Annotated in this window: 18 protein-coding genes and 1 tRNA gene; 11 read left to right on the forward strand and 8 right to left on the reverse strand. The window is 62.3% G+C overall.

What is annotated here, in order from left to right; genetic code table 11:
- Window positions 1-7 precede the first annotated feature (7 nt).
- From V1283_RS38970 to V1283_RS38980, 3 genes are all read left to right on the forward strand, one after another.
- Window positions 8-1,024, forward strand: coding sequence for an amino acid ABC transporter substrate-binding protein (locus tag V1283_RS38970; protein WP_334391868.1), 1,017 nt, complete (start codon window positions 8-10; stop codon window positions 1,022-1,024).
- Window positions 1,025-1,144: 120 nt separating this feature from the next.
- Window positions 1,145-1,786 carry an arylsulfatase gene (locus tag V1283_RS38975; protein WP_334391869.1) on the forward strand — a complete coding sequence of 214 codons (642 nt, stop codon included), beginning with the start codon at window positions 1,145-1,147 and terminating at the stop codon, window positions 1,784-1,786.
- 78 nt (window positions 1,787-1,864) lie between these two features.
- Window positions 1,865-3,079 carry a serine hydrolase domain-containing protein gene (locus tag V1283_RS38980; protein ID WP_334391870.1) on the forward strand — a complete coding sequence of 405 codons (1,215 nt, stop codon included), beginning with the start codon at window positions 1,865-1,867 and terminating at the stop codon, window positions 3,077-3,079.
- Between the two features lie 14 nt (window positions 3,080-3,093).
- Here V1283_RS38980 and V1283_RS38985 read toward each other — a convergent pair whose 3' ends face one another.
- Window positions 3,094-3,405 (reverse strand): hypothetical protein, encoded by a 312-nt coding sequence (locus tag V1283_RS38985; protein WP_334391871.1) that lies wholly within the window; start codon window positions 3,403-3,405, stop codon window positions 3,094-3,096.
- Between the two features lie 247 nt (window positions 3,406-3,652).
- Between V1283_RS38985 and V1283_RS38990 the strand changes: the two genes are divergently transcribed.
- Window positions 3,653-5,350, forward strand: a complete 1,698-nt coding sequence (locus V1283_RS38990; RefSeq protein ID WP_334391872.1) for a methyl-accepting chemotaxis protein — start codon at window positions 3,653-3,655, stop codon at window positions 5,348-5,350.
- Window positions 5,351-5,449: 99 nt separating this feature from the next.
- On the opposite strand, the gene V1283_RS38995 is transcribed toward V1283_RS38990, so the two are convergent.
- The 3 genes from V1283_RS38995 to V1283_RS39000 are packed head-to-tail and all read right to left on the reverse strand — an operon-like array spanning window position 5,450 to window position 7,152.
- On the reverse strand, window positions 5,450-5,698 hold the full coding sequence (locus tag V1283_RS38995; protein ID WP_334391873.1) for a type II toxin-antitoxin system Phd/YefM family antitoxin: 249 nt from the start codon (window positions 5,696-5,698) through the stop codon (window positions 5,450-5,452).
- Window positions 5,695-5,988, reverse strand: a complete 294-nt coding sequence (locus V1283_RS44850) for a type II toxin-antitoxin system RelE family toxin (protein ID WP_442895814.1) — start codon at window positions 5,986-5,988, stop codon at window positions 5,695-5,697. The genes V1283_RS38995 and V1283_RS44850 overlap by 4 nt, the downstream gene beginning before the upstream one ends.
- Before the next feature lie 60 nt (window positions 5,989-6,048).
- Window positions 6,049-7,152, reverse strand: coding sequence for a transporter (locus V1283_RS39000; protein WP_334391874.1), 1,104 nt, complete (start codon window positions 7,150-7,152; stop codon window positions 6,049-6,051).
- A 387-nt stretch (window positions 7,153-7,539) separates the two neighbouring features.
- Here V1283_RS39000 and V1283_RS39005 point away from each other — a divergent pair, with 387 nt between their 5' ends.
- The 3 genes from V1283_RS39005 (at window position 7,540) to V1283_RS39015 (ending at window position 9,202) form a co-directional block, all read left to right on the forward strand.
- Complete coding sequence (locus V1283_RS39005; protein WP_334391875.1) at window positions 7,540-8,058, forward strand: copper chaperone PCu(A)C; 519 nt, start codon at window positions 7,540-7,542, stop codon at window positions 8,056-8,058.
- Between the two features lie 482 nt (window positions 8,059-8,540).
- A complete protein-coding gene (locus V1283_RS39010) occupies window positions 8,541-8,762 on the forward strand; it encodes a hypothetical protein (protein ID WP_334391876.1) in 222 nt (73 codons plus the stop codon).
- Window positions 8,763-8,845: 83 nt separating this feature from the next.
- Window positions 8,846-9,202, forward strand: coding sequence for a VOC family protein (locus tag V1283_RS39015; protein ID WP_334391877.1), 357 nt, complete (start codon window positions 8,846-8,848; stop codon window positions 9,200-9,202).
- Between the two features lie 21 nt (window positions 9,203-9,223).
- On the opposite strand, the gene V1283_RS39020 is transcribed toward V1283_RS39015, so the two are convergent.
- The gene (locus tag V1283_RS39020; protein ID WP_334391878.1) at window positions 9,224-9,913 is read right to left on the reverse strand and encodes a GntR family transcriptional regulator; all 690 of its coding nucleotides are present in this window, start codon (window positions 9,911-9,913) and stop codon (window positions 9,224-9,226) included.
- Window positions 9,910-10,818 (reverse strand): amidohydrolase family protein, encoded by a 909-nt coding sequence (locus V1283_RS39025; RefSeq protein WP_334391879.1) that lies wholly within the window; start codon window positions 10,816-10,818, stop codon window positions 9,910-9,912. Before V1283_RS39025 ends, V1283_RS39020 begins: the two co-directional genes overlap by 4 nt.
- 124 nt (window positions 10,819-10,942) lie before the next feature.
- Between V1283_RS39025 and V1283_RS39030 the strand changes: the two genes are divergently transcribed.
- Both V1283_RS39030 and V1283_RS39035 read left to right on the forward strand, forming a co-directional pair.
- Window positions 10,943-11,911: a Bug family tripartite tricarboxylate transporter substrate binding protein gene (locus tag V1283_RS39030; RefSeq protein WP_334391880.1), complete on the forward strand. Its 969-nt coding sequence runs from the start codon at window positions 10,943-10,945 to the stop codon at window positions 11,909-11,911.
- A 38-nt stretch (window positions 11,912-11,949) separates the two neighbouring features.
- Window positions 11,950-12,339, forward strand: a complete 390-nt coding sequence (locus V1283_RS39035) for a carboxymuconolactone decarboxylase family protein (RefSeq protein ID WP_334391881.1) — start codon at window positions 11,950-11,952, stop codon at window positions 12,337-12,339.
- A gap of 185 nt (window positions 12,340-12,524) precedes the next feature.
- Here the strand turns inward: V1283_RS39035 and V1283_RS39040 are convergent.
- Window positions 12,525-12,601 (reverse strand) — tRNA-Arg (locus tag V1283_RS39040).
- Between the two features lie 165 nt (window positions 12,602-12,766).
- On the opposite strand from V1283_RS39040, the gene V1283_RS39045 reads away from it, so the two are divergent.
- Complete coding sequence (locus V1283_RS39045; protein ID WP_334391882.1) at window positions 12,767-13,243, forward strand: universal stress protein; 477 nt, start codon at window positions 12,767-12,769, stop codon at window positions 13,241-13,243.
- Between the two features lie 30 nt (window positions 13,244-13,273).
- On the opposite strand, the gene V1283_RS39050 is transcribed toward V1283_RS39045, so the two are convergent.
- Window positions 13,274-13,681 (reverse strand): YccF domain-containing protein, encoded by a 408-nt coding sequence (locus tag V1283_RS39050; protein ID WP_334391883.1) that lies wholly within the window; start codon window positions 13,679-13,681, stop codon window positions 13,274-13,276.
- 138 nt (window positions 13,682-13,819) lie between these two features.
- Between V1283_RS39050 and V1283_RS39055 the strand changes: the two genes are divergently transcribed.
- Window positions 13,820-14,899: an LLM class flavin-dependent oxidoreductase gene (locus tag V1283_RS39055; protein ID WP_334391884.1), complete on the forward strand. Its 1,080-nt coding sequence runs from the start codon at window positions 13,820-13,822 to the stop codon at window positions 14,897-14,899.
- Window positions 14,900-14,927 lie beyond the last annotated feature (28 nt).

Here is a 14,927-nt window from a genome sequence, read left to right on the forward strand (position 1 = left end):
GAGCAGTATGAAGAGGATCATCATCGCTACAGGCTTGCTCGCCGCATCGTGCCTGACGGCGCAGGCGGCCGCTACACTGGATACGGTCAAGCAGCGCGGCACGCTGGTGTGCGGCGTCAGCGCCGGCTTTGCCGGCTTCTCGACCCCGGACTCGCAAGGCAACTACAAGGGGCTCGACGTCGACTATTGCCGTGCTTTGGCGGCCGGGGTACTCGGTGACGCCACAAAAGTGCGATATGTCGCGCTCACCGCGCAGAATCGCTTCACCGCCCTGCAATCGGGCGAAATCGACGTGCTCTATCGCAACTCGACCCAGACCTATCTGCGCGGCACGACGCTCGGACTGCGGCAGGGGCCGGTCAATTTCTATGACGGCCAGGGGTTTGTCGTGCGTGCCGATGCCGGCGTGAAGGATTTAAAGGGCCTGAACGGCGCCACCGTCTGCGTCGCGCAGGGTACGACCCACGAGGTCACGCTCGGCGATTACGGCCGCGCCAACGGGATCGAATGGAAGCCGCTGGTGTTCGACCGCACCGACACCATGTACCAGACCTTCTTCGGCGGGCGCTGCGATGCCATGACCCAGGATGCTTCCGCGCTGGCGGGCGCCGTCACCACGGCGGCCTCGAACCCCGCCGACTATGTCGTCCTGCCGCAGACCATCAGCAAGGAGCCGCTCGGACCGTTCACCCGCAACGGCGACGAGGTGTGGACCGACATCATCGCCTGGCTGCATTACGGCCTGATCGAGGCGGAAGAACTCGGCGTCACCGCCGCCAATGTCGACGAGATGGCGAAGTCCAGCAGCGTCCCGGCCATCCAGCGGCTGCTCGGCACGTCAGGCGAACTCGGGTCGCGGCTCGGCCTCGACAACAAATGGATGCTGAAGGCGATCAAGACAGGCGGCAATTACGGCGAGATTTTTGAGCGCAATGTCGGCAAGTCGAGCCCGCTGAAGCTCGATCGCGGCCTGAACGCGACCTGGAGCAAGGGCGGCCTGATGTACGCCCTGCCGTTCAAGTGAAGGTACATAGCGTTTTCGAGCGAAGTGGATGCCGGTTCGCGTCAAGAAAACGCGTCAAACAAAAAAACTACTGCGGCGCAGTGGGTTGACACAGACTGCGCCGTTGCCACACTGACTAACATGCGCATCACGCTCGTCCACGCCCTGAAACATTCGATTGTGCCGATCGAGGCCTCGTTCGCAAAACTTTGGCCCGACGCCCGCCTGATGAACCTGCTCGACGACAGCCTGTCGGCCGATCTGGCGCGCGACGGCGGGCTCACCGACGCCATGACCGAGCGCTTCCTTAGGCTCGGGCGCTACGCGGCCGGCACCGGATCGGACGCGATTCTGTTCACCTGCTCCGCCTTCGGGCCCTGCATCGAAGCGGTTGCCCGTGCACACGCGCCCATGCCAGTGCTCAAGCCCAATGAGGCGATGATCGAGCAGGCCGTCGCAAAGGGCCGCAAGATCGGTTTGTTGTCGACGTTCCCGCCGACGCTGGCGTCGATGCCGCCGGAATTTCCGTCGTCGATCGAACTGGTGCCGAAACTGGCTGAAGGCGCCATGGCCGCGCTCGACCGCGGGGACCGCGCGACCCATGACCGCCTGGTGGTGGAAGCCTCAAAGGACCTGCGGGAATGCGATCTCATCGCGCTCGCGCAGTACAGCATGGCGCCAGCGGCAGAACAGGTCGCCGAGGTAACCGGGCGGCCAGTGCTGACGACACCCGACAGCGCGGTGCTCAAATTGAAGGGAATGCTTGCCGCCGGCCGCACCTAGGTCCCAGGCGTTGAGGGGAGCGCGATGACAGTACGGTTCAGTCGGCGCGATGCGTTATTGCGAACGGCAGCCGCCGCGGTGACAGGCCTGATCTCCGGCGCAGCCATTCCCGGCCTTGCAGCTCCGCTCCGCACGTCGTCCCGCAACGGCGAAATCGACGCCATTTTGCAGGCTCGGGTCGATGCGGCAGACGTGCCAGGCGTTGTCGCCATGGCCGCAACCGAGCATTCGGTGATCTATCAGGGCGCATTCGGCGCGAGAAGCCTGGGCACCGCTGCCAGGATGTCGGCCGATACGGTGTTCAGCATTGCATCAATGACCAAATTGCTGACATCCGTCGCAGCACTGCAACTCGTCGAGCGGGACAAACTCAAACTGGACGAACCGGCAGCAAGAATTGATCCGACGCTCGGGTCGCCCCAGGTTCTCGATGGTTTCGATGTGCAAGGAGCCCCGCAACTGCGCGACGCGCGAAAGCCGATCACGCTGCGCCATCTGCTGACGCACACATCGGGCTTTAGCTATCAGCTTTGGGACACGAATGTCGTTCGCTACAACAAAACAGCCCGCAACGATACAGCGATGCCGCGCACGCCGCTGATGTTCGATCCGGACACCAGGTGGGCCTATGGTGGCAGTCTCGACCGGGTCGGCCGGTTGGTGGAGATCGTCAGTGGACAGAGTTTGGATCGCTATTTCCGGGATCACATTCTTGGCCCGCTCGGGATGCACGACACCGCCTTCTCGCTTACCGAGAGGCAGCGCGCCCGCCAGGCAAGTCTGCATTTGCGCAAGGCGGATGGAACGCTTGTGCCGCAGCCCCGGGTGAGACGAACTGAGCCGAAAGTGATTTCGGGTGGCGGCGGCATCTATTCCACAGCGCCGGATTATCTGACTCTGCTTCAGGCGCTGCTGAACGGCGGAGGGCTTGCCGGGAAAAGCATCCTGCGGCCGCAGACGGTTGCGTTCATGTCCACGAACCAGATCGGCAACCTCGATGCGGGAATTCTCAAGACGACAAATCCGGCATTGTCTGACAACGTCGATTTTTTCCCGGGTGTCCGGCTGCGGTGGGGGCTTGGCGATATGATCAATATCGATCCTGTGCCTGACGGACGCAGCGCAGGCAGCCTGACATGGGCCGGGCTTTACAACACCTACTATTGGATCGACCCGGCGTCGCATATCGCAGGTGTGATCATGATGCAGGTATTGCCGTTCGCCGACCAGCGCGCGCTTAACATCTACCGTCTATTCGAGCGCGGCATCTACCGTGTCCATAGGGCAGCCTGAGCGCGGCGGTCGCTTCAGACGTCTTTCTTCTTGGCAGGCTTTTTTGCCGCCTTCGCGGCCGCTGCTTCCTCGGCCGCGTTCCTGATCGCCCGGGCGTAACTATCGGCGGTGTTTTCCGCAGAATTCTGCAGCCGCTTGGCCGCGGCCGTGCCGAGCTCCATCGTGCTCTTGGCGATCAGGCGGAACTGGTCCCGGGACGCCTTGTCCTTGGCCTTGGCTGCGCGGGCCAGGATCTGGCCGCGCCGTTTCTTCACGGCGGCCATCAGGCTCTTGTTCTGCGCTTTTGCGATTTGCCGGATGACGACGTCGAGATCGGCTTCAGCCATTATGAGTCACTCTTGCCGCACCATGCCACCCGTTAGGTGCTGATATCGCTGGCGCATTACGGTTGATGAAAGAACAGACATCATTGTGTCGCCCCGGCGTGACGATTTCAAGCGCCGATTTGGCAGCCCTGTGGCGTGGTGTCTTGCTCAGTTTTGCAGCTGCCGCCTGAGGCCGGAAGCGCCCGCCGATAACAATCGATTAACGGTGTATTGGTACGAATCCGCAACCAACAGGAAGGCAAGCGGCATGCGTAACCTCACCGTCTACCAGCGTTTTGCGATGATCATTGCGGCGCTGACGATCGTGCTATTTGCCGTCTCCGCCCTGCAGATCCTGGTGTTGCGCGATGCGACGCTCGACGAGCGGCGCACCACGGTCCGCGATCTCGTCGAGGCCGCGACAAAGGTTCTCGCCCACTATGAGGGGGAGGCCAAGGCCGGCAGGATCGAGCCGGATAGAGCGCGCCAGATGGCCTTTGCCTCGATCAACTCCATGCGCTGGGGCGAATATTCGGACTATATCGGCGTCTACGGCACGGGCAGCTCGGATGCGGGCGTCACCTATGTGCATGCCAATCCCAAATACATCAACGTCAACCGCTGGGACTTCAAGGACAAGAGCGGCAAGCTGTTGATCCAGGACATCGTGCGGACGGCGCGCGCCGGCGGCGGTTTTGTCGAGTATCTGGCACCCCGGTCGGCCGGTGGCGACGAACTTCGCAAGGTCTCCTATGTCGGAGCCTTTGGCGCGGGCGACAAGGCTCTCGCGCTTCAGGCGGGCGCCTATGTCGACGATATCGACGCCGTGGTCTTTCGCCGGATGATCTGGGCCGGGATCGCCGGCCTGGCCGGGCTCGCCATCGCGGCATTCGCGGCGTTCTGGCTTGGCCGTGGCCTGGTCGGCCCCCTCAACAGAACCTGCTCGGCCATGGACGAGCTGATTAAGGGCAATCTTGCGGTCGAAATTCCGTTCGCCGATCGGACCAACGAGGTCGGCCGGATTGCGCGAAGCCTGCAGGTCTTCAAGGATCATCTGGTAGAAACGACGCGGCTCCGCACCGAGCAGGAAGCGATGAAGACGCGCTCCGCCGAGGACCGGCGGACGGATCTGTCCCGTATCGCCGACGAATTCGAGCGCAGCATCGGTGGGGTCATCCGCGGCACCGCCACCGCCGCCGACGAGCTGCAGGGATCGGCTTCGTCGATGTCCACGATCGCGGTGGGGACGACGGATCAGAGCGCCAAGGTCGCGGCCGCAGCCGAGCAGACCGCATCGAACGTTCAAACCGTTGCGGCCTCCGCGGAAGAGCTGTCGTCCTCGATCCAGGAAATCTCGCGGCAGGTCACCCAGTCTTCGTCAATTGCCCAGAACGCGGTCGGACAGGCCAACCGGACCGAGGCCATGGTCGGTCGCCTGGTCGAGGCCTCCCAAAAAATCGGCGAGGTCATGGCGCTGATCCAGACCATCGCGGGTCAGACGAATCTGCTGGCCTTGAACGCGACCATCGAGGCCGCCCGGGCCGGCGAGGCCGGCAGGGGTTTTGCCGTCGTGGCTAACGAGGTCAAGGCGCTGTCGTCGCAAACCGCAAAGGCTACCGACGAAATCACCAGCCAGATCCAGGAAATTCGCGATGCGACCGGCTCGACGGTCAACGCAATCCGCGAGATCGGCACCACGATCGGGCAGATGAACGAAATCACCGGCTCCATTGCGGCCGCTGTCGAAGAACAGGGCGCTGCGACCAACGAGATTGCCCGCAGCGTGCAGCAGGCGGCACAAGGCGCCCAGGAGGTGATGCAAAACATCACGGGCGTCCGCGAAGCGTCGAGCAAGGTCAACGCTGCCGCGACCCTCGTCTTGAATGCAGCAGCCCAGCTCACCTCGCAATCCGAGCAGCTCGAGACCGAAACCGGCAAATTCCTCGACAACATCCGCGCCGCGTGACGTCCCGGCGTAAAGCTTCTGATGGAGGCGGGGAGGATCGGGTGCGCCGGACCGCTGGCACGTGAGCCAAACGGTTACTTTCGAGATGTGGCAGGCGCACTATTCCTGTTCAATGTCTTCGAGCCTGACCCCAAGTCCGGCGCTCAAGCTGCTGCGCGCCTGTTCAATGCGGCGCAGGAAGCGTGGGTCATGTTCGAGACGGTATTCGAACCAGTCGTCTTCAGATTCAAAGCCGATCAGCACGCCCGCCGGTTTACCATGGCGAGTAATGACGATCTCCTGGGTCTCCGCCTCGCGCAGGTATCGAGACAGATCGTCCTTGATTTCGGACAGGGGGACTTCCTTCATCCCGGATTTCCGAATTGTGCGAGCCATGACTCAGCCTCCGATTTGGCTACGATCGCCAAAATTTCGACGGTCGTGCCGGAAACATCATAGAACACCCGGACCTCGTCCACGCGCAGCCGATATTGCGGACGGCGCAATCCTCGTAATCGTTTGATGCGACTACGGCTTACCTTTTCAGGCTCGTCTCGCAGATGCGTCTCGAGCGCGGTCCGTACCGTTGTCCGAACATTCGCCGTCAGCCTCCTGAGGTCTTCGACGGCTTCCGGAGCGAGTATGATGGCGAAAGGCATTCTGGCCAGATTATAGCCAGAATGCTGCTGACGTCAAACGGCGATCGCCGATCTCGGGCGTCAATTCAGCCGCGCGCCGATCCCCGTGAGCACGCGGTAATCGGGCTTGGACTGGATGCCGTTGTGCTGGTTGACGATCGGCACGCCGACGGAGACGAAGCCCGAGAAGCGATCGAAGCCCACGCGCACGCCGGGCGAGACATAGACGGTGGTGCCGCCCGAATTGGGATCCGGAATGCCTGCGATCCGCTGCTTGTTGTGCCACTCGCCATTGAGCTCGAGAACGAGGTCGAGCGTGTAGGGCGTCTTCATCATGTCGCTGTGGTCGTGATTGGCGTGATAGAGACAATGCTCCTGCAGCTGGTTGCGGGGCTGCATGCAGTATTCGTGCAGCTCCACCTCTTTCGACGAGCCGGTGGCGCCGACCAGGCGATACGATACGGCGGTGCCGAACAGGAAGCGATCGCCGAGATTGGTGTTTTGCGTGCCGGTGCTGATCAGATAATAGAGGCCGCTCACGTCGAACGACCAGCGGCCTGTGCGCTTGGTGAAGGCAGCGCCGAACAGGCCGTCCCACGAGCCTGAACCCGGCTGGAATTCGGCCTCGAAAAGGTTGCCGAAGTTGTCGCGCTGGCTCGTGCTGCCGGTCGGCGCCTTGAATCCAAACAGCACGGCAGCTGACGTTCCGGTCTGCGAATTGTTGTGGAAGCGATATTGCCCGAGCATCGTTACGTCGCCGAAGCCCGCGGAATTGCCGCGCCGGTTGATGCCGTCGGGGCTCATCAGGCTGCTCATGTCGTTCGTATTCATGATGCCCATATGGCCGCCGCTCAGCATGTCTTCCCCGGGTTCGCGGATATCCGAGCGGCGGACGCCGGCGGCACGAACGCCAACGGTGAAGTCATTGGTGATGCCGTAGGCGACCGAAAGCGAGACGGCCTCGATCGAGCGGATCGAATGCGCGTGCGTGCCCTTGGCTGCCGCGGCGAGCAGGTCGGCATCGCTGAGCTGGCCCAGCCGGATGAATTCGTAGCGAACGGATGCAGCGATCAGTCCTTCGGAAAGGGTGTCGGCTGAGATGGTGTTGATGGGACCGCCGCTACCGGTATTGCCGCCGCCGCCGGGATGATGCGCTTCTGCAGGTAGCGAAAGAAAAAGCATCATGGATGAAAAGACGCCGGCCGCAGACCGTCTAAGATACGCACACACATACGCCCCCTGTACTTACCGTCTGGCGATTAGCCATCGCAATCGGGCGCGAGATTGACTGGATCATGCGAGAAGCGCGGCCTGCTCTCGACGGAAGGGAAGCGGAAAAGCGAAGGCGTCATCGCGAGCGCGGCTTCGGTGTGGCTGTCGCGTGTTGAGCGAATGGCGAAAGAGGCGCGACTGGAACGTCCGGTTGTGTTTTCAATTCTTCTCGCGCCGCGATGCCGTGGTCGCAATCACGTCCGGCAGTAGCCGCAATCGCGGCGAGCACCGGCCGTAATCGCGTCTGATTGTTTCTCTACATGCCTTAACCGTCCAGCGCGCGTATCGGAGTAGGACATTATGACGACCGTCGTCAGAGATATCTTTGTGTTTGTCACCGCGGCCATTTTTGTCGCAGCGAGTTTGCTCATTGCGACTGCGGCCGGCGCGCACGAGTTCAAGGTCGGCGCCCTCGACATCGGTCACCCCTGGTCGCGCCCGACCCCGAAAGACGCCAACGTTGCGGGCGGCTATCTCACCATCACCAACAAGGGAAAGACCGCGGATCGCCTGATCGGAGGCGCCTCGCCCGCGGCCGGCCAGATCGAGGTGCACGAGATGGTCGATGTGGACGGCGTGACCAAGACGCGCCCGCTCGCCAACGGCATCGAGATCAAGCCCGGCAAGACCATCGAGCTCAAGCCCGGCGCGCTTCGTATCGTGCTGCTCGGCCTCAAGGAGCCATTCGAGATTGGCCAGAAGATCAAGGGCACACTGGTGTTCGAGAAGGCCGGACCTGTCGAGATCGTCTACAACGTCGAGGAAAATCCCGGCGCCGCGGTCAGTGGCGTCGCCGGTGCACAGCACAAGCACCATTAGGCTGCAGCTTCGCAAGGCCCTGCGCGGGACTGGTCTCGAACGCATCATTCTCCAGCCAGGATCCTGACCTGTGTCAAGCTCGAACCAAACGTCAGCGACCACCGCGGCCAGCCTGCCATCGTCACCGCAACGAAAGCGGACGGCCTGGCCGTTCGCAGCCACGCTGGTGTGCGCATCGCTTCTCGGGATCGGGCTGGCATTCTGCGCCCGCACGATATTGTCCGCATGGTCGCTTGACGGAGGATTGTTCCTACCAAGCGTCGTCTGTTCGAGCGGAAATTCGCCGGCCTCGCCGCAGGCCGCGCGTACGGGCTATTGAAGCGGCCGGGCTTCCGAAGTCTCAAGCCTGCGCCGTGTTCACCCGTGAGGATGCACCGTCAATAGTTCGGAAACCACACGTTCTCTCTCCCTCTCGCGCTAACGAATCGAAAATCGTTCTGCCGCAAGTTCGTGTTCGGGAAAAGGAATGGGGAGCTCCGAACATGAACAGCCTGGCCATCATGGAAAACGTTCGCCGATACCGCACCATCGCGTCGTTGTACCGCCAAACCGCGGCCTTCCGGCCGCTTCGCAGCTGTTCCCTGCTGGCGCAAGCCAGGGAATGGGAGCATCGCGCCGTCGCCGAGCTGGAAGCCTACTATGAGGCTTTCTGTTACACGGCTTCCGGCAATGCCCCGGTGCACTCAGCGAGCTGCGCAGCTTGAGCCGACGGTGGGCCGCTCCGGAAAGGGACGCGCCCGCGAGTTCGTTAAGAATTGCGGTGGTTAAGAAGATATGAGAGGCCGGCATGACGAGGCTGCGCAGCGTTTTCTTAACCTCCGAAAACCCTGAGGCAGCGGCTCGCTTTTACGAGCAGGTCGCCCAGCTACCGATGGAAAAGGTAGGGGCCGAAGGCGGTTATGTCTATTGGCGACTGGATCGAGATGGCATGCAACTGGCAATCCACGACGCGAAGGCGTTTGCCGACTACGCTCATCCCGCGTTGCCAAACTCGAACCTGACCCACCTCTACTTCAGCATCGAGGATCAGCCCCGCTTCCTTGCGCATCTGGAAAGCCTGGGATTCGCGCCATACGCCAAGGACGACATTGTCGTCACCGTGGTCGATCCCGATGGTCGAAAGGTGTTGTTTGGAACTGCCTGACGACCGACTTTCCGCCCAATGCTATTTCGAGGTGAGCAGTAGTGCAGCTTGGACGTTGCGTCCGGTGCGTTCGATATGCTCACGCAAGATCCGTGTGGCGTCACGCGTACGACGCTCAATCATCGCATGCGCGAGCGCTGTATGCTCAGCGGGTACGTTGCGGTCTGGCTCATGCTTCTTGAGAAAAATGCGGCGATAGCGATCGCTCTGATCGTGCAGGGTGGCACAAAACTGGCGGAGTAGCGGCATCTGGCACGCGGAAATCAGCTCGGCATGGAACGCGCGATGCGCGGTTTCCCAAGCTTCCTGCTCCGCCGCAGATCGCGCGCCACGCTTGCAGCGGCTCAGTTGATGCAGTGCCGCAAGGATACGACCTTCCCAAGCGATGTCGCCGTGTTCGATTGCCTCCTTGATGGCCAGGCCTTCGAGTTCGACGCGAAGCCGGATAATTTCGGTGAGGTTACTTGCAGAGACCGGGGTGACCCGGTAACCGCGCTGGTCGATCAAGGCGACCAAGCCATCATTTTCGAGACGGCAGAGTGCTTCGCGCAGCGGACTGAGGCTGACGCCGAAGGCGGTACGCAGCCGGTCCAGATTGAGCTTGCTTCCCGGCAGCAATTCGCCGCGCATGATCGCGTTCCGCAGGCGGGCAACAAGCGTCGTGGACAGAGTGGCGGATGCCGGAACGGCGGTGATGCGTGCGTCGCTCATGGGTGTGCTCCGGCTGTCGGCTCGAAACCGTAAAGCAAAGCGGGATTTTCGACCAATGCAAGTTGCTGTGTGCGGCTGTCCGGCAGCCACAGCGGAATCAGATCGACCAGATCCCCGTCATTCGGCATCGGCACGGGACAGATCGGATGCGGCCAGTTACTGCCCCACAGGACGCGGTCCGGACGCAATTCGACGACCTTTCGGATCATCGGCAGCATGTCATGATGAGGATAGGGTTCGGACGACAAGCGATAAAGGCTGGCAAGCTTGATCCAGCAACGGTCGGTATCGATCAGTCGCAGCAGCGTTCGGAACGGCTCGGACTCGACGCCCTCGGCCGCGCTGATCCGGGCAAGGTGATCGAGCACAAACGAGCTTCGAATTTGCAGGAGCTGCGGCGCCACATCCACCAGTTCGGTTGCGGCATTGAAGTGCAGCACGAGGTGCCAGCCCAGGTCGAAGGTTTCCTCGGCCAGTCCACGGAGATGCGCGAACGAAGCGCCGCCGCTGACTACGGTCGACATGCGACTGCCGCGCATGCCGCGCCGGTTCATGTCCTCCAGTTCAGGCCGTGGCAAGCCGGACGGGATCACGGCGACGCCGCGAAGCTTCCCGGGATTTCGGTCGAGGGCCGCGAGTGTGGCCCGATTGTCGGTGCCATGTGCGCCGCCGTGAACGATGACGGCGCGATCGATTCCCAGCGCCGCATGAAGCCGCAGCAGGTCTTCGTACGTGCAGTCCTCGGGTGTGTAGCTGCGCTGCTTGCTGAAGGGAAACTCGGCCTGAGGTCCAAAGACATGAACGTGCGTGTCGCACGCGCCCGGCGGCATCGCAAAGGCCGGACGTTTCGGGTGGCGGTCGGGGCCAGGGCAGGGTTTCGGCGTGCCGGATTGATGCGCGTTCATGGCTCCTCGGTGACCTGTCGCTAACTTTGATGGACGACATGGTGACGGCCGATTTGACGAGCGTATGGATTGCTGTCAACCTAAAATCGAGAAAACCATAAAAATCGATTATCTGGAGTAACGAATGCGGCATCTCATTTCCGTGCTGTCGGCCCTCGTCATGGGATCGCTGATCGGGCAGGCCGCGCACGCTGAATTCCCCGAGCGCGGCATCAAGATCGTGGTCCCGTTTCCGGCGGGTGGATCGAATGACGTGGTGGCGCGCCTGCTGGGGACCCGACTGTCTCAACTTTGGGGGCAGACCGTAGTCATCGACAATCGCGGCGGCGGCGGCGGCAATGTCGGAGCCGAGGCGGTGGCGCGTTCGCCGGCCGATGGCTACACGCTGCTGCTCACGGCGCCGGGACCGCTGGTGGTCAATCAATCGCTGTATTCAAAACTGTCGTTCAATCCGGCAGAGGATTTCACCCCGATCGCCCTGATCGCATCGGTCCCGATCGTGCTGGCGGTGAATCCAGGCGTGAAAGCGGCGACGGTGTCCGAACTGATCGCGCTGGCCAAGGCGTCGCCGGGCAAGCTCAATTTCGGATCGTCGGGTCTCGGCTCGACCAATCATCTTGCCGGCGAACTGCTGAAAGCGCGGGCCGGCATCGATATCGTTCATGTGCCGTATCGCGGCGCGGCGCCGGCGATGAACGACCTGATCTCTGGCGAGATGCCGATGATGTTCGACAACATGCCGGCCGTTCGTCCGCAGGTGCAGGGTGGCAAGATCCGCGCGTTGGCCGTCGCGGGCGCTGCGCGCTCGCCGCTTTTTCCCGAGCTTCCGACCATGGTCGAAGCAGGTGTTGCGAATTTCGAGGCGTCGTCGTGGTTCGGCCTTGTTGCACCCGCCAAGGTGCCGCCCGACGTCGCGAAAGCGCTGATCGAAGCCGTCAGCAAGGTGATGAGCGAGCCTGATATGGCGAAGCGGCTGGCCGATGTCGGCGCCGAGCCCGGCACGTTGTCCGGCGACGCATTCGGCGCTTTCCTGCGCACCGAGGTCGACAAATGGGGCGAGGTGGTGAAAACCTCCGGCGCCAAGGTCGAGTGAAACCCTCGCGCCGTCGCGGAAACAAGGAATAGAAGCGCATGACGAAGAAGGCAGCCTCACTGGACGAACTGAAGTCGCGCTACGAATCCATGATCGGCTTCACGCCACCCAAAATCGCGAAGCGACTCGAACTTGGCATGCGCGTCGATCCGGATCTGGTTACGACGCTGGAGGATTGGCGGATCGCGGCGCTGACGCCGGATGCGCTGGATCAGAAATCCGTGCAACTGATGGCTTTCGCCATTCTGCTGGTGCAGACCTCGGAAGCCGCGGCAAATCACGCCAAGGCTGCGATCAAGGCGGGCGCAACGCTGGAAGAACTGCATGCGAGCGCCGGAATCGCAGCTTTGTTCCGCGGCGTGGCAGCCTTTAATATGGCCGGCGAAATTCTTGCCGATCTATTTCCCGAGGCTGGACGGAAGGAGTGATCACAGCGTTCCGCCGCTCACGGAAGGCCGGGACGATTGATGGCATCCTCTCTCAACGAGTGCGTAGCCTTGAAGGCTGCGCGGCCGACCGATCTGCGCGCTTCAGGCGGGACGAGTTCATTTCCGGCGATGTGGCGGCCCCGAAGAGGGAAACCAGGCCCACGCTTCTCAAATCTGGCCAGAAATGGCGCACCCGACACGATTCGAACGTGTGACCTTTGCCTTCGGAGGGCAACGCTCTATCCAGCTGAGCTACGGGTGCTTCGCCGCTTCATTTAGCCGATTGGCCGGGCAGGGGCAACCGGACCTTGCCGGAGTAGGTGAGACGAAGTGGCGGGCGATATCAGCGTTTCCGGTGCAAAATTCCGATCCGTTCCCGCCGATTGGTGCTAGTCTTGACGTGTTGAACCATGGATGGGGACGTCCGATGTATAAGAAGGTTCTTCTCGCCTATGACGGTTCGGTCGAGGGGCGGCGCGCGTTGCGGGAGGGCGCAAAGCTCGCACAACTCTGCCGTTCCGAGGTCTTTTTGCTCGCCGTCGTCGAGGTTTCCTCGATCATGACGCCCGAGGCCGGGCTCACGATCCCGATCGAACTGCAGACCGAGGATTACAAGGCCATCCTGAACGAAGGCACCGAGCGGCTGAAGGCGCTGGGATTTTCGCCGACCGCGCGGCTCGAGGTCGGCGATGCCGGGCAGAAAATTGCCGAGGTTGCCGAGGAAATCGGCGCGCATCTCGTCGTCGTCGGCCACCACCCGCAGGGGAAGCTGGCGCGGTGGTTCGGCTCGATCGGCAGCTATCTGGTCAAGCGCCTGCGCTGCAGCGTGCTGGTGGGCCAGACCGAGATCAGCGATGCCGAGTTCGAGCGGCTGAAGCCGGCGGCTGAGGCAACCTCGGGATAATCCTGGGCTGAGCTCTGGGCTGACCTGAACTTAAGCCGTGGGAACGATGATCTTGCCGATCGGCCATAGCGCGATTCCGGCAAGCTTCAGATGCGCCCAGGCAAAGGGAATCCCGATGATGGTCACGGCCAGCACCACGGCCGTGATGACGTGCCCGAGCGCCAGCCACCATCCCGCCAGCACCAGCCAGATGATGTTGCCGATTACCCCGAGCGGCCCGGTGCCGATATCTTCCTGCCCGGTATAGAGGTCGCGAGAGACCGCCGTGAAGCCGAACGGGAACAAGGTATAGGCCGCGATGTTGAACGCGGCCCGCGCCCAGGGAATCCCTATGATCGTGATCGCCATGATGACGGCGGCAACCAGCCAGCCGAACGCCATCCACGCGCCGCCGAGAACGATCCAGATGATATTGAGCAGCAGCGAGACCGGTGACATGGCCAAAATTCTATCTTGCCGTGCGCGCGATTGAAATCGAAAACCGACCTGCAAGGGAACCCGATTGCCCCGGGCTCGTCAGGCGCTAAACTCTGGGCTGAACGACCCGGCAACAGGTGTCGACAGGGAGAAACGTTGATGCGTCCGCTCGAATTCGGCTGGTATCTGCCCACGCATGGCGACACCACGGCCTATGGCCTGATGGATGCGCAGATTCCGGGCTCGCCCGAACTGTGCGACCGCGTGGTGCAGGCGGCGGAAGCGGCCGGTTTTGAATATCTCCTGATTCCGGTCGGCTCGACATGCTGGGAGGCCTGGATATCAGGCGCCTTCATGGCGGCGCGGTCGTCATCGATCAAGCCGCTGATTGCGGCGCGGCCCGGCTACATCAACCCGGTGCTGCTGGCGAAAATGATCTCGACTTTCGACCAGATGTCGGGCGGGCGCATCTGCATCAATCTGATCGCCGGCCAGAACGAGAGCGAGGTCGAAGGCGAGGGCGTGCGCTACCCCAAGGAAACGCGTTACGACCTGATGGAGGAGGAAGTCTCGATCCTCAAGGCGCTGTGGACCACGCGCGGGCCGGTAAACTTTGAAGGAAAATTTCACAAACTGTCCGGCGCGCACATCAGGCCGCGCCCGCACCAGCAGCCGTTTCCAAAATTCTATCTCGGCGGCGGCTCGCGCCAGGCCTGGGAATTGTCGGCCAAGCATTCCGACGTGCATCTGTTCTGGGGCGACCTGCCGGAAAAGATCGCCTCGAACATTGCCGAGATCAGGGAGATGGCGCGCGCGCATGGCCGCGAAGACGACATCGGCTTCGGCATGCGGCTGCAGGTGATCTGCCGCGAAAACGAAGCGGACGCCTGGGAGGCCGCCGATCAACTGGTGCGCCACGCCACCGAGCGGCAGAAGCAGGAAATGAAGACGCTTTATAACAAGTCGGAAGCGAACCTGCGCGTGCAGCAGCTTGCGCGCGAGCATGGCGATCTGTTGCTGCCGCATCTGTGGACCGGCATCACCAAGGTCCGCCCCGGCGCCGGCATCGCCGTCGTCGGCAATCCCGTCCAGTGCGCCGACACGCTGCAGCAATTCATCGATGCCGGCTGTCATTCGTTCTGCCTGTCCGGCTATCTGCATGACGAGGAGGCCGAGCGTTTCGGCCGGCTGATGCGGCCCATTCTGGCCGAGAAAAATCGCGGCCGGTGGGCGGCGTAAGTCGCGGCGGGGCGGCGGTCATGCTGCA

It is taken from the genome of Bradyrhizobium sp. AZCC 2262 (assembly GCF_036924535.1).
In the GTDB taxonomy this organism is placed as follows: Bacteria; Pseudomonadota; Alphaproteobacteria; order Rhizobiales; family Xanthobacteraceae; genus Bradyrhizobium.